At 42.4% G+C, this 21910-nt stretch carries 16 protein-coding genes; 8 read left to right on the top strand and 8 right to left on the bottom strand.

All coding sequences use genetic code 11. The annotated features are described in order from the left end of the window. Positions 1–41 precede the first annotated feature (41 nt). From PQR79_RS07845 to PQR79_RS07835, 3 genes are all read left to right on the top strand, one after another. Positions 42–956, top strand: coding sequence for a LysR family transcriptional regulator (locus tag PQR79_RS07845; protein ID WP_238106686.1), 915 nt, complete (start codon positions 42–44; stop codon positions 954–956). A gap of 254 nt (positions 957–1210) precedes the next feature. After that, positions 1211–1486, top strand: coding sequence for a VOC family protein (locus PQR79_RS07840; protein ID WP_238106687.1), 276 nt, complete (start codon positions 1211–1213; stop codon positions 1484–1486). 95 nt (positions 1487–1581) lie between these two features. Then, positions 1582–2799, top strand: coding sequence for a dicarboxylate/amino acid:cation symporter (locus PQR79_RS07835; protein ID WP_238106688.1), 1218 nt, complete (start codon positions 1582–1584; stop codon positions 2797–2799). A gap of 51 nt (positions 2800–2850) precedes the next feature. Here PQR79_RS07835 and PQR79_RS07830 read toward each other — a convergent pair whose 3' ends face one another. Then, entirely contained in the window at positions 2851–4035 is a 1185-nt protein-coding gene (locus PQR79_RS07830; RefSeq protein WP_238106689.1) for a GGDEF domain-containing protein, read from the bottom strand. A 360-nt stretch (positions 4036–4395) separates the two neighbouring features. Here PQR79_RS07830 and PQR79_RS07825 point away from each other — a divergent pair, with 360 nt between their 5' ends. Continuing rightward, a complete protein-coding gene (locus PQR79_RS07825; RefSeq protein WP_238106690.1) occupies positions 4396–4935 on the top strand; it encodes an NUDIX hydrolase in 540 nt (179 codons plus the stop codon). A 66-nt stretch (positions 4936–5001) separates the two neighbouring features. On the opposite strand, the gene PQR79_RS07820 is transcribed toward PQR79_RS07825, so the two are convergent. Genes PQR79_RS07820 through putP form a run of 3 tightly spaced genes read right to left on the bottom strand, consistent with a single transcriptional unit; the run spans position 5002 to position 8862 of the window. Further along, entirely contained in the window at positions 5002–6249 is a 1248-nt protein-coding gene (locus PQR79_RS07820; RefSeq protein ID WP_238106691.1) for a glutamate-5-semialdehyde dehydrogenase, read from the bottom strand. Beyond that, positions 6246–7352 (bottom strand): glutamate 5-kinase, encoded by a 1107-nt coding sequence (gene proB, locus PQR79_RS07815; protein WP_238106692.1) that lies wholly within the window; start codon positions 7350–7352, stop codon positions 6246–6248. Before proB ends, PQR79_RS07820 begins: the two co-directional genes overlap by 4 nt. 13 nt (positions 7353–7365) lie before the next feature. Next, complete coding sequence (gene putP / locus PQR79_RS07810; protein WP_238106693.1) at positions 7366–8862, bottom strand: sodium/proline symporter PutP; 1497 nt, start codon at positions 8860–8862, stop codon at positions 7366–7368. A 785-nt stretch (positions 8863–9647) separates the two neighbouring features. On the opposite strand from putP, the gene acuR reads away from it, so the two are divergent. Both acuR and acuI read left to right on the top strand, forming a co-directional pair. Continuing rightward, positions 9648–10280: an acrylate utilization transcriptional regulator AcuR gene (acuR, locus tag PQR79_RS07805; RefSeq protein WP_238107197.1), complete on the top strand. Its 633-nt coding sequence runs from the start codon at positions 9648–9650 to the stop codon at positions 10278–10280. A 60-nt stretch (positions 10281–10340) separates the two neighbouring features. After that, positions 10341–11324 carry an acrylyl-CoA reductase (NADPH) gene (gene acuI / locus PQR79_RS07800; RefSeq protein ID WP_238106695.1) on the top strand — a complete coding sequence of 328 codons (984 nt, stop codon included), beginning with the start codon at positions 10341–10343 and terminating at the stop codon, positions 11322–11324. A 6-nt stretch (positions 11325–11330) separates the two neighbouring features. On the opposite strand, the gene PQR79_RS07795 is transcribed toward acuI, so the two are convergent. Genes PQR79_RS07795 through PQR79_RS07785 form a run of 3 tightly spaced genes read right to left on the bottom strand, consistent with a single transcriptional unit; the run spans position 11331 to position 15980 of the window. Continuing rightward, a complete protein-coding gene (locus tag PQR79_RS07795) occupies positions 11331–13376 on the bottom strand; it encodes an EAL domain-containing protein (RefSeq protein ID WP_238106696.1) in 2046 nt (681 codons plus the stop codon). Positions 13377–13380: 4 nt separating this feature from the next. After that, entirely contained in the window at positions 13381–13905 is a 525-nt protein-coding gene (locus tag PQR79_RS07790) for a YfiR family protein (protein WP_238106697.1), read from the bottom strand. A gap of 14 nt (positions 13906–13919) precedes the next feature. Then, entirely contained in the window at positions 13920–15980 is a 2061-nt protein-coding gene (locus PQR79_RS07785) for a TonB-dependent receptor plug domain-containing protein (protein ID WP_438270810.1), read from the bottom strand. Between the two features lie 336 nt (positions 15981–16316). Between PQR79_RS07785 and PQR79_RS07780 the strand changes: the two genes are divergently transcribed. Further along, positions 16317–18899: an acylase gene (locus PQR79_RS07780; RefSeq protein WP_238106698.1), complete on the top strand. Its 2583-nt coding sequence runs from the start codon at positions 16317–16319 to the stop codon at positions 18897–18899. A 229-nt stretch (positions 18900–19128) separates the two neighbouring features. Then, positions 19129–20598 (top strand): carbon starvation CstA family protein, encoded by a 1470-nt coding sequence (locus PQR79_RS07775; RefSeq protein ID WP_238106699.1) that lies wholly within the window; start codon positions 19129–19131, stop codon positions 20596–20598. An 87-nt stretch (positions 20599–20685) separates the two neighbouring features. Here PQR79_RS07775 and PQR79_RS07770 read toward each other — a convergent pair whose 3' ends face one another. Then, positions 20686–21900 carry a 4Fe-4S binding protein gene (locus PQR79_RS07770; protein ID WP_238106700.1) on the bottom strand — a complete coding sequence of 405 codons (1215 nt, stop codon included), beginning with the start codon at positions 21898–21900 and terminating at the stop codon, positions 20686–20688. Positions 21901–21910 lie beyond the last annotated feature (10 nt).

The raw sequence follows: 21910 nt of genomic DNA, 5'->3' as shown, positions 1-21910 counted from the left end.
AAATTGATAGCTTAACTTTATATTAGAGGTTGCGCGGTGACATGAATCTGCGGCAGTTACATTACTTTCATGAGTTGGCTAAACATAAGCATTTTGCTAAAGCGGCTAAGGCTTGTCATATTACCCAGCCAACGTTATCAGCCAGTATTAATGCACTCGAAAAACGTTTTGGCACTGAGCTTGTGGTCCGTGGTAGCCAATTTGTAGCATTAACTGAGGCGGGCAGTGTTGTGCAGCAGTATGCAGAAAAGATGCTGCTAGATGAAGCTGCATTAAAGCAGGAGATCAGTGCTTTTACTGGGCCATTAAAGGGGTCGCTTAATATTGGTATTGTGCCGCAATCCAGTGTTGATATTATGCCAATCATTAAACACTTTACTCAGTTACATCCGCATATATCGATTAAATTACACGTCACCACTAACGAAAAGTTGCTAGAACAGCTCACCTTGCATCAAATGGATATTGGTTTAGGCTTTGATGAGAACATTAACGAATCAAGCCGCAGACAACTTCAGTTTTACCCTCAACAGAGTCATCCTTTGGCGGTTTTGTCGCTTAAGCCTGTATCTCTTGAGCTGGCTGCGCCTCAACAAACCTTGTTACAACAAGCGTTGCCATTAGTTCAGCTTAAATCTGTACCCTTGATATTATTAAGTCAAAATATGCAATTTAGGCAATACATTGATAATGCGATAGAAAAAGCTGGAGGCGGTTTTAATATTGTATTAGAAACCGACTCGTTGTTTCATCTTGTTAGTGCGATAAAGCAGGGGCTAGGGTATGCGATTGTGAGTGGAGGAATAGCTAAGTCGGCTAAGCAATTACACAATCTTCATGCTCAAACGTTATTAGATGTTACGCCTGGCGATACGGTATTCATGACCCGTAAATACAGTGTGTCAGTGGCGATGAAAGCGTTTATTCGTTTGGTTGAGGTAGACTCGGCGCTATAGCTTATTTGTGGTTTGTTCCGTTGTTTATTTAGGCCGCTTACTTTGACCTATTTTCAAATATTCCTGCTGATTATCAATTTATATTAGATAATGTTTACCTGTTTAAGCCGTTTATTGAGAGATATTAGCCGTCTACAATAATGCTTCAATCCATTTAACGGCGTAAACCGGTATGCCCTGCTAAATAAGTGAATTTGTGGGCAGTATGACTGGAAAATAGCCACTGCCCGTCGGGTTGAGGCTAAAATGGCTTTATGCCTCGTTTAGGCTTTAACGGCTACTTTTTGTTTGCTGGCGATAAAGATGTCATCCATATTTTCTCCAATCATCAATCACCAGCCATTACTGAGCAAGAGCAAAATATTGTCCATCATGTCAGCTTTTTAAGCGACAATTATCAGGAAACAATGCAGCACATTACTAAGCTCAATTTAGCTTATTCAATGGGCGAAGTCCCTGGTACGTTAATGAAACAAATTTTCGTGCGCGGATCTGAAAACCTGATTATCGAAATTCAGGCTCAACCTTAATTTTTTGCGATTGGTATCACTTTAGATTTGTGTCATATTTTAACGTCATTTAGCTTATCTGCTATTAACTTTGTTTTTATGTTTTAGGAATTGATATGTTGAGAAGCCTACGCGCTTATCGCTCGTCCATTATTTTATTAAGTGCGTTACTCATAGGCGGCCTATTGGGTGGTATGTTTCCTGAGTGGGCGATTAAACTCAAACCGATTGGACAAATATTTTTAAATTTGCTGTTTATGATTATCGTGCCATTGGTGGCAGTGAGCGTGATGTCGTCTATTGCTCATATGACCGACTTAAAAAAGTTAGGTGCGATATTGGTGTCAATTATGGCGGTGTCGATTGTGATGGCGATAGTGCCATCCGTTGGGGTAGTGTTATTAGCACTGGCGTACGATCCAGCTCAAGGTGTGACCTTAGATTTAGCCAATACGGTCGATGCTGCATCAGGCAGTATGGATTTTGTGAGCTTATTAACCACTAATGATTTTGTCGGATTATTGTCTAAGTCGAATATTTTAGCCTTAATCATCATGTCGGTGATTGGCGGTGTTGCCATTGGCCAATCTGGTGAAGATGGTCTCGTAGTCAGCCGTATTTTGGATAGTGTGAATACGGTTATTATGAAAGTCATTTCAATATTAATGTATGTTGCACCTATTGGCTTAGGGGCTTACTTTGCAGCAACCATGGCCAGCCAAGACACTGAACTAATGGGCACTTTTGCCCGGGCTGTGGGGTTGTTCTTTGTTGCCATGGCACTGTATTTAACCGTGGGTTCAACCCTATATGCGTGGATTGGCGGCGGGGTAAAAGGGGTTAAACAATTTTGGCAGCACATGCTTGAGCCAGCCGTGACCGCTTTGGGCACCAGCTCATCTTTAGCCACCTTACCTGTGACCATTCGTAGCGCGACTAAGATGGGGTTAAATGAGCAAATTGCTGAAATCAGCCTGCCGTTACTGGTTAATTTAAATAAAGGTGGCGCTGCTGCAATTACCGCATTAAAAATTGTGTTTATTTATTCGTTACTAGGACTCGATTTCACTACTGACGTATTTATGCTGACCATTTTGATTTCGGTGTTGTCGGCCTTCGTGATTGGCGGCGTACCGGGTGGGGCGTTTTTAGGTGAGATTTTTATTGTTACCACCTTAGGTTTACCCATGGAGGTGATCCCGATTTTAGTGGTGATAGGAGCGATTACCGATGCCGCGTCTACCGTGATTAATGTGGTGCATGACTTAACCGCAACACAGATTATTGAGCGGATTAATGGCAAGCATTATGTCGTTACACAAGAGGCTGATTGAACACGATGTTAATGTAGCGCATGCTTTTGGGGGATGTCTTTTGACGACAGCTTAGGCTATTGCAACACAATTACGTCCTGCTGATTTTGCTAAGTATAACGCTTTATCTGCACGGTCTAGTAAGGTGTGAGCCGTATCTTCAATTTGATATTGCGCCACGCCTAGACTGATCGTTAGGTCCATAGCTTGAATATTTTTTGTCGCAATAAAATGCCTTAATCTGTCGATAAGCTCTGTCGCATCCGCTAGCCGTGTATTGGGTAATACCACTACAAATTCTTCACCGCCCCAGCGTGCTAATATGTCATCACTGCGCATTTGAGTTTTCAATAAATCCGCGAGTCCACATAGCACTTTATCTCCAATTAAATGTCCATGCTTATCATTAATTTCCTTAAAATGATCAATGTCGATGATCGCCACTGAAATTGGAAACTGGGTCATCTCCTGTTTATTCAATAATGCTTGAGAGAGCTTTGTTTCACTAGCATGAGCTTCAGGTTGATAAATTATCGGACAGGCCTCGGTGGGGTCTTTTGTGTTGATAGTGCTTCTTTCTATATAGGTGTTAGCTGCGGGCGTTGTGAGTAATTTATCTAATGCAAAGTCGAGTTTTTCTCGGTTAAATAAACCTGTAAGCTTATCCGTTTCGGCCATTTTTTGTATTTCAAGATTTCGTAAAGCGAGCTTTTTATAGGCAGAAAATCGAGTTTTTTCGTAAAAGCGAAATAATAAAACTTGGGCGATACATACCTCTACGACATTAAAAAGCGACCCAATACTAAATGGTACAGCTTCAGAGTGTAGAGTTTGCTGATATACCAAAATAGCGCAGATGCTAAATGCGATACCTGAGATAACTGTGCCCCACGTTCGGCCTATGAGAAAGAATGAAAACGGGGGAATTAATGTTGCCCAAAAAAGTGAGTGTGAATAACCTTTGCTTGATATGACAAATAGCATGATTAAGCTTGCTACCATTAATGTCACTGCCCACGCGGTGACGTTCACTTTTCCGGTTTGTCGAAACCGACTGTAAATGCCAATCGAAATGATTAATCCCGTCGCATCTAGTAGTGCATAGGAATATCCCTCAAAATAAAAGAGGTTAATTAATGTGAGGATTAAAAAGTAACTGGTGGTAATCAACAACGAGTGCTCGATTAAACGGATACGCCAGTAGTCCGGGTGGTCTGGTGGATATTGTGTAAACTGTTTATACCAACGGTTTATCATAGAAGTTGAGTCCGTGATTGATAATAAATGCGCACGCTATATGCACTTCGAGGGTGTAACAGATTCTGTGGTAATTTGCTTGATTCATCATCGACTATTTCCCCTAATAATAGTCATATTATTAAACAATAACCGCTATTATGACGGTAATTTTACGGTTAAGTTATTACAAGATGTTTACGTGTTGTTCCGTATGAGAGCGAGCACATCAAAGCAAGCCCATGGCTTGTTTGAGGCTTTTACTTCTGTCTCTTGAGTGCGTCTTTGACTCTTTCGTCAGCTGCAGTGTTATTGAATCGCAGTGCCTAGCAACGTATGATGCGTTTTTTGATTTAACCTCCAAGTCCTAATTCAAATATTATGCGCCATTTAACGACCAGTTATCATCCTGAAACGCCTGTCGATTTCGTCAATAATAATCAATCGACCATGCTAACGCGTTTGGCCGCACGAGCGATTGTGCTGCGCGGTAATCAAATTTTGATGGTGTACACAAGGCGCTATCATGACTATTCATTACCCGGTGGTGGAGTTGATGACGGTGAGCATATTGAGCAGGGTTTAATTCGCGAGTTACAAGAAGAAACCGGCGCGCAAGTGGTGGGTGATGTTATTCCGTTTGGCTTGTATCAAGAATATCGTCCGTGGCGCAGAGATGGGTTTGAGTCAGTGAACATGCTGTCATACTGTTATGTGTGTAATATTGCTGACGAGATAGGGGAAACCCAGTTTGAGGCTCATGAAATCAATAATGGCATGGTGCCAGTGTGGATGGATATTGATGCCGCGATTCAACATAATCTCGATACTATGGCAAACAGCAACAAAAAAGGCCTCTCGATACAACGAGAGACCTTTTTATTAAAGCTGATTAAACAAGAACTGTTAAAGTGTGATTAATCATCTGGTGCAGTTCAACTTATATTCGTCAATGATCTAACTCGCTGACGCTAAAGCTAAATAAGATTATGCGCGTACTTGACCGACACCACTCACCAGGTACTTTTCAGTAGTGAGTGACTCTAGTCCCATAGGACCGTAAGCATGCAGCTTGCTGGTAGCAATACCAATTTCAGCGCCAAGACCCAGCTCGCTGCCATCAGAGAAGCGAGATGATGCATTCACCATTACTACAGAGGCATCTACCGTGCGTTGAAAACGTGCGGCAGTAACGTCATTTTGAGTACAAATCACCTCAGTATGGTGGCTACCAAAACGACGGATATGGTTAATGGCGCCGTCGAAGTCATCCACTTGCTTAATGGCAATTTCGAGGTCTAAATACTCTTGACCAAAGTCATCATTATTCATGACCTTGCAAGCGTCAAAGTATGATTTTGCCTGCTGACATGCGTTAATCGTTACCTTGTGTTCAGCTAATGCTTGCGCTACTTTTGGTAAAAACGCTGTTGCAATATCTTTATGGACAATCAATCCCTCTAGCGCGTTACATACGCCGGTACGCTGGGTTTTACCATTGAGTAATAATGCCATTGCAATCTCAAGATCGGCATCCTTATCAACATATAAATGGCAAACACCTTTAAAGTGCTGAATAACCGGCACCTTACTATTGTCGGTGACAAAATTAATTAACCCTTCACCGCCACGTGGAATAATCACATCGATATAATCACGTTGCTGCATGAGCTCCATCATTAAGCCGCGATCAGGATCGGGCACTACAGTAATGAGCGCCGGAGGTAACTGATACACTTCGAGCACTTTTTGTAAAATAGAGGCAATCATTTTACTTGAGTGCAACGCTTCTTTACCTCCACGTAAAATAACCGCATTACCTGATTTAAAGCATAAGGCGCCAGCATCTGCGGTAACATTAGGACGTGCTTCGTAAATCATACATACAACACCTAATGGTACGCGCATTTTACGAATACTTAAGCCATTGGGTCTGTCACCTAAATCGCGTTCAATACCGACAGGGTCGGGCAGTGATGCTACAGTTTCAATCCCCGAAGCCATTGATTCAATGCGGTCGTTGTTCAGTGTTAACCGATCTAACATTGCTGAGCCCATGTTGGCGCTTTCTGCATTGGCTAAATCCAATTGGTTAGCCTTGATAATTTCATCACTGTGCGCACGTAGCGCACGCGCCATGTCGAGCAATATGGTGTTTTTTACTTGCTCGTCTAAAATGGCAAGTGATTGTGCTGCAATGGCTGCATTTTGAGATAAGGTCTTTATTAAGCTCATGTTTTCTCCAAAATGGCGATGTTCTTGTCTGAAATTAAAGGGCCGGTTTTTTGCTGCGCGTTATTGGCAAATTCTCGGTCTTCTTGATCAGAAATAAAATGAAGTAAGCAACTGCTGTAATTTGATTTGGCTTTTGCCAATCTAGTGCCATCGCCTTTACGCACTAAAATGGTATCACCGACGGAAAAGTTACCTTTTACGGCGACTACATCGTCACTGGTCAGTTGCGAATTTTGTTTTTCTAGGTCGTTGTCAAAGTCATTTTCGACAATTAATTCACCCTGTACTTGAGAGGTATGAGTCATCCAATGTAAATGTTCCTGCATGGGTTCGTCATACGGGGTAAATAAAGTCCCAGGATTTTGACCTTTCAGAAGTTGGTTAAAGGTATCTGCATCAAAGCCGTCAACAATCATGGTTTCGATACCATGTGAAATGGCTTTTTCGGCCGCTTGGATTTTGGTGCGCATTCCACCAGTACCTACGCTGCTGGTTGCCCCTCCTGCCATGGCATAAATATCTGGGTTGATATCACTGACTTGTTTGATGAGTTTGGCATCATCATGCAAATTAGGGTTTTTGGTATACAACCCTTTCACGTCTGAACAAATAATCAACGCATCAGCATCAGCGGCTGCTGCGACCATGGCCGATAAATTATCGTTGTCGCCAACACGTAATTTATCGGTTGTTACTGCATCGTTTTCGTTGATGATGGGTAGCAAGCCATGATCTAGCAAGGTAAAGATGGTGTCTTTAATGCTGACGTAGCGTTCACGATCACGTAAGTCACCATGCGTCACTAGTAACTGTGCAGATGCAAAATCGAATAGCTTGTCCCATGTGGCCATCATGTCGGCTTGACCTGCTGCGGCCATGGCTTTTTTAAGTGAAACACTCGGATCTGCAACATCAGAAAAATGGTGTTTCCCTGCTGCAACAGAACCCGATGACACGAGCACGACCTGGCAACCTTGGGCGCGACATGTTGCGATAAATTGGGCTATTCCCAATAAATAATGACTGCTACAGCCCTGTTCATGAGGCGCAATTAGTGCACTGCCCACTTTAACGACAATGCGTTTCCAATGTGAAGTTGACATCATATCCTCTTAATTATTTCTGCTCAGCTAATACGCGGCCGGCTTCGTGGAAGGTATCAACTGTTTTCTTACAAGGGTCAGTATCTAATGCACTTGCTACCCAAATAACCACACTGCTTACAATGAAGCCTGGGATCATTTCGTACATTAAGCTAGACAGTGCTTTGCCATCGGCAAGTACAGGGGCATATATCCAAAATAGGACGGTAGCTGCACCTGAGACAATACCTGCAACGGCTGCTTTGTGGGTGAGGTTGTGTTTATAAAGGCTAAACAATACAAGAGGACCAAATGCCGCGCCAAAACCAGCCCATGCATTACTCACTAACGATAAAATGCTGTTTGAGCGATCAAGCGCTAATAAACTGGCCACAATCGCAACGCCTGCAACACCGAAACGGCCCATTTTCACCATTTCTTGCTCGGTTGCTTCTTTCTTTGAAACAACACGGTAGATATCTTCAGTTAAAGAGCTAGAAGACACTAAAAGCTGTGATGAAATTGTGCTCATGATTGCTGCTAAAATCGCTGCTAATAAAAAGCCGCTGATCAAAGGGTGGAATAACAATTCTGAGAAGACAATGAAAATGGTTTCTGGGTCGCTTAATTTCATGTCGAATTTGTTTGCGTATGCAATCCCTACAAGACCGGTAGCAAGAGCGCCTACAATCGTTACCGTCATCCAACTCATACCAATTCGGCGAGCGGCTTTAATGTCTGATACTGAACGAATCGCCATAAAACGCACAATAATATGTGGCTGGCCAAAGTAGCCTAAACCCCAAGACAAGCTAGAGATTAACCCCAACATGGTGACGTTTTGCATGCCTTCAGAAAAATGCGGAATTGACTCATAAGCAAAGTTCATCATTTTCTCGGCGTTAGAAAATTCTTGGTATGCCACAACAGGCACCAAGACTAAAGCGACAAACATAATACAGCCCTGAACAAAGTCAGTCAGACTTACGGCTAAAAAACCACCGAGTAAGGTGTATGACACCACGACCGCTAAGGTGACGATTAAACCTAGCTCATAATTGAGATCAAACGCTGACACAAATAATTTACCGCCTGCGACTAAGCCTGCAGAGGTGTATAGCGTAAAAAAGATAACAATAATAACCGCTGCAATAATACGGATATTACTGTTTGGAGCATGGAAGCGTTTGGCAAAAAACTCAGGGATCGTCAGGGCGTCATTCGCCACTTCGGTGTAAACCCTTAGTTTGGGCGCAACTAATAGGTAATTAACCATGGCACCAATTAATAAGCCAATTGCAATGTAGAGGGTTTCAAAACCCACTAAAAACATTGCGCCAGGTAGACCCATTAACATCCAACCACTCATGTCAGATGCGCCTGCAGACAATGCTGTGACTTGTGGGCTCACCTTACGGCCGCCAAGAATGTAACCAGACACATCGCTGGTTGACTTCTTAAAAGCAAACAGACCAATGCAAAGCATAACGATGAAATAAATGGCTAATGAGACATACGTTAAATAATGCATGAACTACTGGCCTCCTAACGCTTTGTTATTTTGAATCCCATTAGGTTTCAACATGACAAAGAGATAGGTACTTAATATGGCAAATAAGCACAGTAGTTGAGTCGCATAGGTAAGTTTTGAAACTGATTTATGCCAAAGTTGTGTGATGAGATTTTCTTCTGTCTGAATGTCTGTCGACATTGTGCCCTCCTGAGCAAGTAAATATTGGCGTTAGCAATAAATAGTTAAAAAATAGCAATAAAAAAACCACTAAATTAGTTAGTGGTCTAATTATATTAACACTATTTGCCTGTCTAATTCCAATCTAATGCAAGATGAAGCACAGGTTTTTGAGGATGTTAGAGTCATTGTGTTGGGCCGCATCCCATAGCCTATAGGGGCAAGCGGCGCATTATTTTTTATAAATGTTTTTTCTAATCGATTGGTATTTTTGGTCGTTATTCGCTTTTATGATGATAAAACTGACTTTTTAATACCGAGTTCATTGGTTGGATTTGTTTTTTCAAAGGGGCTAGCTCGCCGATTTTGCGGCAAATGAACACGATTTTATCGATGCTACTTGGTGTCGAGGATGTCCACTTTAAGCTGAAAATATAATGTTGTTAGACCTAAAATTATTTTGCGTCAAATTATTTGAGGTGTAATGATTTGGTCGTGATATGAGTATCAATAGAGTGAAAGATGAGACGCGGGTAAATCACAAAACCGTCTGTTTTATTGCACCATTGCATGATTTTGATATAGAACATTGCTATTTAATAGACGTTCGGTCTAATATGTGGTTAATGAATGAACATAACGCCAAACCTCGTAGAGGTCGACCACCAAAAGTATCTCGAGAAAATCCAGATACTCGGGCTGCACTTATTAGAAGCGGCCTTGAACAGCTTACCGAGCAAGGCTTTGCCTCGTCGGGTATTGAGCCTATTTTAAAAAAGGTGGGGGTACCTAAAGGCTCTTTCTATCATTACTTCTCCAGTAAAGAAGCATTTGGTCAGGCTGTATTGCAAAATTATGCAGATTACTTCTTAACTAAATTAACCAACCATCTTTACGATGACACTCACCTACCGTTAACTCGGATCCGTCATTTTGTGGCAGATGCTAAAGCGGGGATGACTCGCTATGATTTTAAACGAGGCTGTTTGGTCGGGAATTTAGGGCAAGAAGTCGGGGCACTACCAGAGAGTTTTAGGCCGCAACTGATAGCCATATTTGCCAGCTGGCAAAATTGCTTAGCCAAATGCCTTGAGGATGCGGTATTGCATGGGCAAATTGCTACTGATGCTAACTGCCAATTACTAGCAGAGAACTTTTGGGTGGGTTGGGAAGGTGCTGTGAGCCGCGCAAAGCTAGTTGAGAGTGGCACACCGCTGGATAATTTTTGCGACTTATTTATCGCAGCTTTACCAAAATAGTTGTACACGTAAAAATTTTTTAACTATTAATAGACGATCAGTCTAAATTAGGAGTAAATCATGTTTAACGCCATGCTAATTGAAAAAGATGACCAAGGTTATCGCACTACCGTTAAAAATATTGACGAGTCTGTATTGCCAGAGGGCGACGTGACCGTGAACGTACTTTACAGTACATTAAACTACAAAGATGCACTGGCTATTACGGGTAAAGCACCTGTTGTTCGTAGTTTTCCGATGGTGCCTGGTATCGATTTAGTGGGAATTGTTGAACAAAGCGACAGTGATAAATTTAGTGCTGGCGATACTGTGTTGTTAAATGGTTTTGGTGTGGGTGAAACCCATTGTGGTGGACTCGCGACTAAAGCACGTTTAAAAAGTGATTGGTTAATTGCACTGCCAAGCGCGTTTACTCCACGTCAAGCGATGGCGATTGGGACGGCAGGTTATACCGCAATGTTGTGTGTTATCGCCCTTGAAAAAAATGGTGTTACGCCAGATAAAGGTGAAATTTTAGTGACTGGTGCTAATGGTGGGGTTGGCAGTTTTGCCATCGCTATTTTAGCTAAACTAGGTTATACCGTTGTTGCGTCAACGGGTCGTGTAGATGAAAGCGATTATCTGAAAAAACTGGGTGCCAGTGAGATTATCGATAGAGCAACGCTATCTGAACCAGGTCGTCCTTTAGCGAGAGAACGTTGGGCTGGTGCGGTAGATTCTGTCGGTAGTCACACATTAGCGAATGTATGTGCTAGCACCCGCTATGGCGGAACTGTAGCTGCTTGTGGCTTAGCACAGGGAATGGATTTACCTGCGAGTGTAGCACCGTTTATTTTACGTGGTGTGACCTTAGCCGGTATTGATAGTGTGATGCGCCCAATTGCGGATCGTGTTGAAGCTTGGCAACGTTTGGCAGAGATTATTGAGCCAACCCTTTTTGATGACATCGTCAAGGAAGTCAGTTTGGCTGAGGCGGTTAATGTGGCCAATCAATTAATGGAAGGTAAGGTAAGAGGCCGCGTGGTTGTTGATGTTAATCGATAAGTAACCTTACAGTACAGCTTGAGCAGTTAAAGGCTTTATGTAGGTTTGTGTAAAGTCTTTAGCTGTCATAGGTTTAGCGAATAAATACCCTTGTAAATAATCACAGGATAATTGCTGTAATATTTGGTGTTGTCCTTTGGTTTCAACACCTTCTGCAACCACTTTTACTTTTAAGTGACTGGCCATGGTAATAATCGCTCTGACTAAGGCAATGCTACTTTCGTTGGTTTCCATGTGCTGAATAAACGAGCGATCGATTTTTAAAATATCGATGTCTAGCCTTTGTAAGTAAGCTAAAGATGAGTAACCCACGCCAAAATCGTCAATGGCAATGTGGATTCCATGCTGCTTCAACCGATGCATTTGTTGTTGGATGGGAGAGTCAGGATCCATTAAGGTATTTTCAGTGACCTCAATCACCATAGTGTCTCTTGGCAAACCTTGTTTATTGCAGGCTAAAATCCAGTCGTCTACCCATTGTCCGGCGCGATCAAATTGCATGGGTGAGCTGTTAACATTCACTTGTAAAATCTGTCCCGACATATAATACCACTGAGCGGCATCATTAATTGCTTGGTCTCTAACCCAGTTACCAATATCTTCTATCAGGCCGTTTTGTTCCGCGATGGGGATAAACTCATTAGGGCCTATTAATCCATGTTGAGGATGCTGCCAACGGATCAGCGCTTCTGCTTTGCTGACATTAATACCGTCTAGGTCAAAAATGGGTTGGTAATATAAAACAAACTGATCTTCTCTCAGCGCTACGCGGATTTCTTCAATGATTTTGCGTTTCTCAATGGCTTGTTCTTCAATGATATAAGAGAAAAACTCATACCGATTACGACCTTTACTCTTTGATAAATACATGGCTTGGTCCGCATGCCTAACTAAATCCTCAACACTGCGCCCATCGGCCGGGTAAAACGTTAAGCCAATACTGCCAGTGACATAGACTTGTGCACCGTTGATGGTGATACATTGCATTAGGCTTTGTTTGACCTTTTGAGCGATTTCACTGGCTCGCTCTACATCGTTAATACCTTCAATAATTAAGGTGAACTCATCGCCACCGAGTCTCGCGACGGTATCGTTACCTCGAACACAGTTACGTAAGCGCTTTGCCACCTGGTGTAGCAGTAAGTCGCCGTGATCGTGGCCTAATGTGTCGTTAATTTCTTTAAAGCCGTCAAGGTCAATGAAAATTAATGCAAAATGCATGTCGTCGATATCTAGCAGAGACTGTAGCTTTTTATAAAAATAGCGCCTATTGGGTAGGTTGGTTAAACCGTCTTGGTATGCAAACTCATGTAATTGAATATTGGCATTCTCAAGTTCTTCAGTACGAGATTTTACTTGGCTTTCAAGTACGCTTTCACGCTGCTCAATGGTGTCTAGCATACTGTTAAAACACGTGGTCAACTGGCCGATTTCATCTTTGGAGTGTTGTTTTGCCCGCAAACTATAATCATGTGATGTGGTGATTTTTTCTGCTGTTTCAGCAAGGTATAAAATCGGGCTCAAAAATTTTCTTTGTAGCAATATTGACAAAAACAAACTGACTGCAAAGGTGGAGAGTAATAGAAACAACAAAAACTTAATGTAAAATGCAATCCTATCGTTGATGTAACTGTCATTAGCAATAATGGTTAAATAACCATAACCTTGATTATCCAAAGACAATGGGGTGGATATGTTAGTGAGATCTGTATTGTTGTTTAGATTGTCTGGGCTGATATTTTTGGCAAACAATTGTACTAAAACTTGGTTTTCTATGTTGGTGACACTGACAGATAAAATATCAGCGCGAAGCAGTACAGGTTTAATGAGTTCTTTAATTGTGTCTTGGTCATCAAATAACACTGCCGCGGTGACGTTAGGTGAAAGCATCTCCGATAGGCTTTGTAAGCTTTGTACTTGCTCACGTTTGGCAGAGGTAAGCTCATAAGCACTAAAAACTAAGGTGACACTTACCGTTGAAACAAGTGCAACACTCATCAAAATGAAGAGTAACTTTTTACTGATGGTGTTTAAGCTAAAAATGTTCTTCATAGTGCTAATTATCCACCACTCGACCAAGACGTAATACTTTCGAACTCATGTTGATGTTGGCTTGAGTGAGTTTAGCGGGTGACACTTCAAAACGAATTTTACCACCCGATAAAAAGAACCGAATATGACCGCCTTGCTCGATAAAGTCTTCTGTTTCTCCGACCACCATGATGTTGTTTAGCTTTGTTAACTCTGCTGCCTGCCATAACAACAGAGTGTCAGAGGTGATAAACAAGACTTGGCATTGACTTAAATCAGTTTCTGTTAGGTTAACGGCTTTACTTTGAATCGGTAAATGGTTAACCATTCTTTTGGCTAAAACCACTGAAGCGACATCGATAAAGTGATTATCTGGGCTGCAAAGTACAAACTCAGTTTGGGTGTCTTGAGCGCGGCTCCATTCACTATAACGGGCAAAATTGAATAAAAAACCGGCCTTTAGTGCATTTTCGGTTTCAATAGCGCGCACGCTTTGGCTTGGAATAAGCCAAAGCGAAATCAGTAAACCCAAAAGCCATTTTTTAATCATGGGTATTAGCTCTATTAAAATTTAGCCGTTAATTTAAAGGTCACGCTTTCATCGATGTAGTTTGGTAAAGTATAGGTTTCTCCAGCGTTGCTGTATTCGATATGAGAACCGGCAAATAAGTTTTTCCCCATCACAGCAGCAGACCAATTTGGGTGAAATGCCCATTGCCATGTTAAGTCTAATACTGTGTAGTTATCAGTGTTATAGGCATCGCTGTTTTCGACTCGTAATGAGGAAAATAAACGATGGTTTTCAAACAATTGTATATCTGTTTTGGCGAAGAGTTGACGGCTGGTTGAGTCATACCCAATGGCTTCAAAGGTGTTTTCTGCTAGGTCATAATTGAACGTATTGTAACTGTAACCTACTTCAGCGTTGAAGGTGTCGGTGGGCTGCCAAGTTAAAATAATATCACCACCGTTAGTGGTTAGTTCGGCATTTGACACTAAATCGAAGTTTATTGATGTGCTGGCTAGGCTTTGCATCGCCAGCTCAATTTCACCTTGTTGTAATAAGGCAAAAATGGGCAGAAATTGTTCTGATTTGGCATCAACTTCAACCGCTAATACGTCGCTCACTTCAGTATGATAAATCGATAAATCTACGCCCCAGTCTCCTTGAGATAAACGATAACCTAATTCATATGATGTTGATTCTTCAGACTTTACATCATTATTACCGTTTAGATATGTTCTGATGTAGTAAGTGTCTATCATGTCAATACCAGTGGTGATAGGAGACACTTCTTCTACACGTTGGCCGTCAATCGTAAAGTCGTCGTTAAATTCAATTAACGAGGGCACACGGACGCTTTTAGATATCGATGTCCATAACACCTGGTTTGGTTGTAATTTCCAGACCAATCTAGCCAAGGGTTGGTTTTCCCAACCGGTTAAATCGTTATGCTCGACTTTGGCACCGAGAATAACGTCTAACTTATTGTCAATTATAGTATATTGCGCCTGAACTAACGCGCCGTATTGCTCTAAAGTATTGTAGCCACCATCGCTGCGCACAAAGGAGCTTTCAGCGAATGAAATATCGTTATAGCGGTAATTTAATCCCCAATCGAATTTAAGATCGCCATACAAAAAGTTCATTTGGTAATCGATATCAAATGATGAAAAATCTTCTTGTAGAAAGGTTTGGCTGCCCGATTGTTTTAACCAAGAGGTTTGTAGCATTTGGTTAGCATCGTCTGAAATTCGGTTTTCTATTCGCGCCATAATACGCGAGTCAGTACGATCTAAATGGCCAGAAAAAGACACATTACGATTGGTTTCGTCAATGACACCACGAAAGTTTTGCCCTAACGTCGACTCTGTAATATTGCCTTGGATTAGCCCTGACCATTCATCGTTAGGGGTAAAGTCAAATCGTGCCCCTAATGAATATTGTTCAGTATAATCGGAGGGAGCGAGCGAAATCCCTTTGTCTGACTCGTCACCATCTTTAACATGGCCATAAACTCGAAAGCTACCTTGATTACCAATATCACCACCATAGCGTAAGTTAGCATCGTGATTAATTTGCGATCCACTGCTTAAATCAGCATAGACACCACGGGTATCGATACTGTTTTTAGTGATAATGTTAATTACCCCATTGCTAGCATTACTGCCCCACAATAAACCGCCTTGACCGCGTATGACTTCAATGCGCTCAATGTCGTAAAGCGGTACATCTAAGGTTTCCCAATATACAGCAGCAAATTTGGGGGTATAAAAGCTCTGCCCATCAATCATCACCAATAATTTGGCGGAAAAACGAGAGGCGACACCGCGTGATGTAATGGCCCACTGGTTATTATCGAGCTGCCTAACCGCAAGACCAGGAACCATTTTGAGGGCTTCAGGGATCGACGTTGCACCAGAACGGATAATTTGTTCTTTGGTTAACACATAGATTGAAGAAGCTGTATCAAATGCTGATTGGGCCCGTTTCATTGCTGAAGTGACTTGAACATCCATTGCCATTAATGAGTCAAGATCTAGGTCTAAATCGTTAAGCGGTTCTTCTGCCATTGCCAGAGGTGAAACGAGCATCATTAATAGCAGTTTTGTGTCAATTTTCAATGTAATTCCTCTGGATGGTTGAGCGTAAACCGTGCTGCAATGTTAACAATTGGAATAACATTGATCATACTTTTTACTTAGCAAGTAATCTACCCTGTGAGTTCGAAGATGTATTATGTTTTTGGGATTATTTGCGACCAAATAAAGCTTTCTAGCATATTAAAATGATTAAAGGTAGACAGACATTTGATTGATTGATTAAATATCATAGATGTCTTTGTTGTATTTATGTTACAGGTTTGCGATGACTGGGGTTATCGGTATAGACGACATAGATTGAGGCATAAAGGATTAAATACCTCACCCAGATATTGGGTAACAACAAGGATAATAATAATGGATTTCAATAAACTCCTGCTTGCGGTGGGCGTGGCGTCGACGATTTTTATTGTCGGCTGTGGCGATGACACCGACTTCAGTAAAACCACTCAACCTACACCTGAACCAGAACTCACACCTCTTCTTCAAGCTTTTGCTCCAAATGGCGCGCTTAAGGCACAGATCCGCCGCACCCAATATGGTGTACCACATATTACCGCGGACAACTTAGAAAGCTTGGGCTTTGGTAGCGGTTACGCTCAAGCGCAAGATAATCTATGTGTTATGGCCGATGGGTTTATTAAAGCCAATTCTGAGCGTTCAATGTATTTTGGCCCTCATGCCTCAATCGACTTTTCGACCGGCTTACCAACCAACGAAGATAACGGCAATTTAATTTCTGATTTTGCCTATAAAGCATTAAAAATCAGAGAGCTTGCTGAAACGCAATACACCCAGTTTAGTTATAATTCCCGCGCGCTAATGGAAGGTTTTAGCGCGGGTTACAATCAATTTTTAGCTGACGTTGAAGCTGGAGAGCAAACCGCAGAGCCTTTTTGTGCTGGCCAACCTTGGGTTAAACCCATCACAGGGGTTGATGTGGCTAACTATCTATTTTCGGTCGCGCTGCTACCGGGCGCCGCAAACTTTTTAGACTTAATTTTTTATGCTAACCCAGGTGATGGCGAAGAGTACTTACCGCGCATTGTTGGCCCCGCAGCATCATCGGTGCAAACAGCCTTTGTTCGCGACATGAACCAAAAGCTCATTGCTCGAGCGGCAAATATCACGACTCCTGACACCAACCCACGTGACTTAGGCTCCAATGGCTGGGGCTTAGGCAAAGATAAAACCGAGACAGGTAAAGGCATGGTATTGGGCAACCCTCATTTTCCGCATACGGGTAATTTACGTTTTTGGCAGTCTCACTTAACCATTCCTGGGCAAATTGATGTGATGGGAGGATCGCTAGTCGGCATGCCAGGTCTAGTTAACATTGGTTTTAACAAAGATGTTGCCTGGACACATACCTTTTCAACGGCTGAACATTTTGTGATGTACAACCTTGAGCTGATGGCTGGCGACAGATTGCAATATATGTTCGACGGTGAAGCCATGCCAATCACTAAAGAAACCGTTTCGGTGTTAGTCAATGCGGGTGCGGCGGGAATGTTGGTTGCCGAAAAAGACATTTACACCACAGCAAAAGGTCCAATGGTCGAAGCGCCGCCGACCTTGGCTCCCTTTGGTTGGGATGACGGACAGGCCTTTATGATCCAAGATGCCAATATGGCTAATAAAGATCCGCTCGACCATTGGTTAGCCATGAATCGAGCCAGTAATCTTGATGATTTTCAGCAAGCCTTTAAAAATTATGACGGGGTGATTTTTAATAACACCATGTATGCAGATAAAGAAGGTAATGCCTTTTATATTGATGATTCAACGGTACCGGGTTTCTCTGACTTTATTATCGGTATCCTTAAAACCACCCCAGAGATTATTGCGGCTAAAGCACAAGCGGGATTTACTATATTGCCGGGTAACACTTCAACATTCAGTTTTAGTGAGCCCATGCCGTATGAGCGAGCACCTAAGCTTGAGCGTAGCGATTTTGTACAAAACTCCAATAACTCATTTTGGTCAACTAACTTAGCACAGCCATTAGAGAACTACTCACCCATGTATGGACCCGAACGGGGCCAATTGTCATTACGAACCCGAATGGGATTAACCTTAATGGAAGATGCGGCAGGTGATGACGGTAAGTTTTCATTAGCAGAGTTAGAAGCGGCATTATTGTCTAATCGAGCTTATTTACCAGAGCTCGTATTGGCTGATTTACTGACGCAATGTGCAGCGCAAGGCGTCACGCCTGTGATTGTCAGTCCGACGTTGTCGAAAGACCTCAGTGCAGCTTGCACCGCGCTAACAACATGGAATGGCAAGCAAGATAACGACAGTGTCGGCGGGGCATTAATTCGCGAGTTTGCGCATCAGTTTGATCAAGACACTATGTTGACTCAAGTATTTGATTACACCAATGCAGCCTCTACGCCAAACACACTTGCCAGCGATGGCAGTGCGCTCGTCGCATTAGCTCATGCAGCCCTAAATCTAGAAGCAGCAGGTTTTAGTGTTGATGCCAGTTTAGGTGACGTGCAGTTTGTTGAAAAGTCATTGCCCGATGGCACGGCATCAGGGGTTAAATTACCTTGGCCGGGCAGCCACAATGCCGAAGGCGGCTTTAATGTGTTTTCGACCAGTTTGTCGGGCGACGACACATTAATTCCGCAGCACCGTTATGCAGCTGTTATGGATGTGTTATCGGGTAAGGCGGCTGCGTCTGGGTTAACTGAGCAAGGCTATCATATTCGCTATGGTTCAAGCTGGATGATGACGGTCAGTTTTACCGATGATGGGCCGGTTGCGAAGGGCATATTGAGTTACTCGCAATCAAGTAATGCATTAAGCTCAAGCTTTAACGATCAAAGTGAGTTTTACTCGACTCAAAAACAATTGCGTCCGCTGTTATTTACCGAAGCAGAGATCCAAGCATCGCTTGAATCGACTACTGAACTGAGTTTCCAGCGAGATTAATCATCATAAAGTAAAAAAACCAACTTATTTAACAAAGAGTTGGTTTTTTATATATAAATAACTAAGCCTCTAATTAAAAAGCATAAAAAAATATAAAGCATTAAAAATGATAAGTGTTTTGGGTTAGCAACCCCTACTTTAGTATAATAGGTAGTCGCTTGACCTATACAAGCAACTGCAACAAACTCAGCAGTGAATATATTCTTATAATTAATGGGATGATAAAACCATGTTAATTTTCCTCATTTGTATTGCGCTTTTAGCTCTCGCATACAAGCTCTACAGTCCGTTTGTTGAGAAACAAGCTGGTATTGACCCTAACTTACCCACGCCACAAAAACGTTTTGACGACGGCGTGGATTATGTTGCTGTTCACCCTGCAAAAGCGTTTTTAATCCAATTTCTAAACGTAGCAGGTGTAGGCCCCATTTTTGGTCCTATTTTAGGTGCATTATACGGTCCGATTGCGCTAGTTTGGATTGTGTTGGGTAACATTTTAGGTGGTGCGGTACACGATTACTTCTCTGGGGTGATGAGTATCAAAGAAGACGGTAAAAGCTTACCTGAAATCGCCGGCCACTATTTTAACATCTACTTCAAAGCCGCAATGCTGGTGTTTACTGCAATGTTGCTGTTTTTTGTTGGCGTCGTATTCATCATGAGTCCGGCGGGTCTTTTAAGTAACTTAGATTATTTTAAAGATACTATTTTTGCTAACAATACCTTTTGGGTATTAGCTATTTTAGCGTATTACTTCTTCGCGACATTATTGCCAATTGACAAGATTATCACCAAGCTATATCCATTCTTTGGTTTGCTAATGATTGTCATGACCACGTCTATTGCTGTGGCGTTGTTGATTAACGCGCCTCAGTTACCTGAGTTTGGCGATGTCTTTGCTTATTTTGACCACAGCCATTACAACAATGACTTGTTAGAGCCTAACCCTGATGGATTACCAGTATGGCCATTATTATTTGTGACCATTACCTGTGGTGCGATTAGTGGTTTCCATTCAACACAAGCCCCGATTATGGCGCGTTGTTTAACCAACGAAAAATACGTTCGCCCTGTTTATTATGGTGCAATGGTTTCTGAAGGTATTGTGGCATGTGTATGGGCAACAGCGGGTATTGCTGCGTTCCCAGGTGGCTATGTTGAGCTTAAGGAAATTCTTGCGCAGGGCGGCCCTGGTATGGTTGTAAACCAAGTGGCCACGACGTACTTAGGTGTAGCGGGTGGTATTATGGCGATTATCGCTGTAGCTGTATTCCCAATTACCTCTGGCGATACTGCATTTAGATCGTTACGTCTTACCATTATCGATGCGTTTAAGATCCCACAAAGTATGACTAACCGTCTATTGGTTGCTGTACCTGTATTGATTATTGCGTATTTTATGACAAAGATTGACTTCACCTTGATCTGGCGCTACTTCGCGTTCTCAAACATGTTGTTGTCTACCAGTGTATTGTGGTTAGCGACTAAGTACCTGTTTGACCGTGGCACCTTCCATTGGATTGTGAGTATTCCTGCCATTATTGGTACCTGTGTAACCGTGTCGTACATTATGACCGCAGGTATTGGTTTTGGCTTACCACAAGAGTTAAGCCAGCCTGTTGGTATTGCAGTGGGTGTGGTTGCCTTTATTGGTTTGTTGATTGCACATAACAAACGTAAAGTGGCACCAGCTGCATAATCGTTTAAGCGATTGATATAAAAGGGCTGCAATTTGCAGCCCTTTTTATTGTCTCTTAAGTGAGCATTATTGAAAGTGCTTTCGATGCTAATGTCCGATTCGATCGAGTTTTTGGATAAGCTCCATTTTGATGTTATCAGGCGTTTGGCTGTGCCAGTATCCACCCACGTAAGCAAACAGTGGCACCATAAACATGACGGTAAGTAAGATAACCAATAATCCTCTGGTAGACAGGTTGATACCATTACGAGTACTGAGTTGTAATGCCTCTTTTTTAGGGCAAGCTGATACGCAGCGCATGCAAGCTTGGCATTCATCTGAGCGGATATCTTTTTGAGTGTGCACGGAAATATTAGCTGGACATGCTCTAGTGCATTTGTCGCATTTCATGCCTTTTGTTTCAATTAAACAATGTTGGCTGTCGCGACGGATTTTAAACGGACTTAAAAAGCTCACTAGGCCAAGTAGTGCACCGTATGGGCAAATATAACGACAAAATCCCTGACGGCGCCAAGCGGCTAACGCAAAAATCATCCCAAAGCAGATTAACGCCACCATTGATGGCATAAGGAAAAAGGCGGCCATTTTGAGGTCGGCGACTTTGTGGTAATTACCTGACAAATAATGCGGAATACTGTTCGAAGGCATTGAAATCACCAAAGCAAACAACGCGGCTAATAGCAGGTATTTAAGCATTCTTAATGGCCAATCTAACCATGCTGGTGGTAATAGTTCTGCTTTAATAACGCGTTTTCTGAGTTTATAAAGGTACTCGCCTGCTAATCCTAGCGGACATGCCCAGCCGCAAAATGCGCGCTTGCATAGTACACCGGTAAGCAATACCACACACAGCATCACTACTGCAGCAGGGTGGTTTTGGTCCCATAATCCTAAGGTTAAAATCGCTTTAAGCTCAATACCGCCTGCAATAGGTAAAAAGGCATCACCCACATCTGGTCGCATTAACCAAGGCGTTTCTCCAGAATACAATAACCCAGCGTTAATGGCGTATTGGACTCCTACTAACAACATTGAAAGCGCAAAAAAGTGTTGGCTGAACTCTCTAATGGTATTGGGTCTACCTTCGGCAGTGGCAAATGCCGGTTGGTATTGCCCTACAAGGGTTACGACCAAAACTGAAACTAATAATATTAAAAGTAAAGGCCAAAAAAAACTGGCGAGGGTGGCACCAATTAATAATGTTCCGCTGACCAGTGCGCCCCATTTTTTACCGCTCCAATAAAGCAGGCTGGTACTATAAACCAGTGCCAGCATTAAGGTGATCGATTCTATTGTGCTCATTGAGGGTACC

Origin of the sequence: Shewanella metallivivens (assembly GCF_028750675.1) — a bacterium.
Taxonomy (GTDB): domain Bacteria; phylum Pseudomonadota; class Gammaproteobacteria; order Enterobacterales; family Shewanellaceae; genus Shewanella; species Shewanella metallivivens.
The sequence above is the reverse complement of the archived record's forward strand: the minus strand, read 5'-3'. Positions and strand labels throughout refer to the sequence as shown.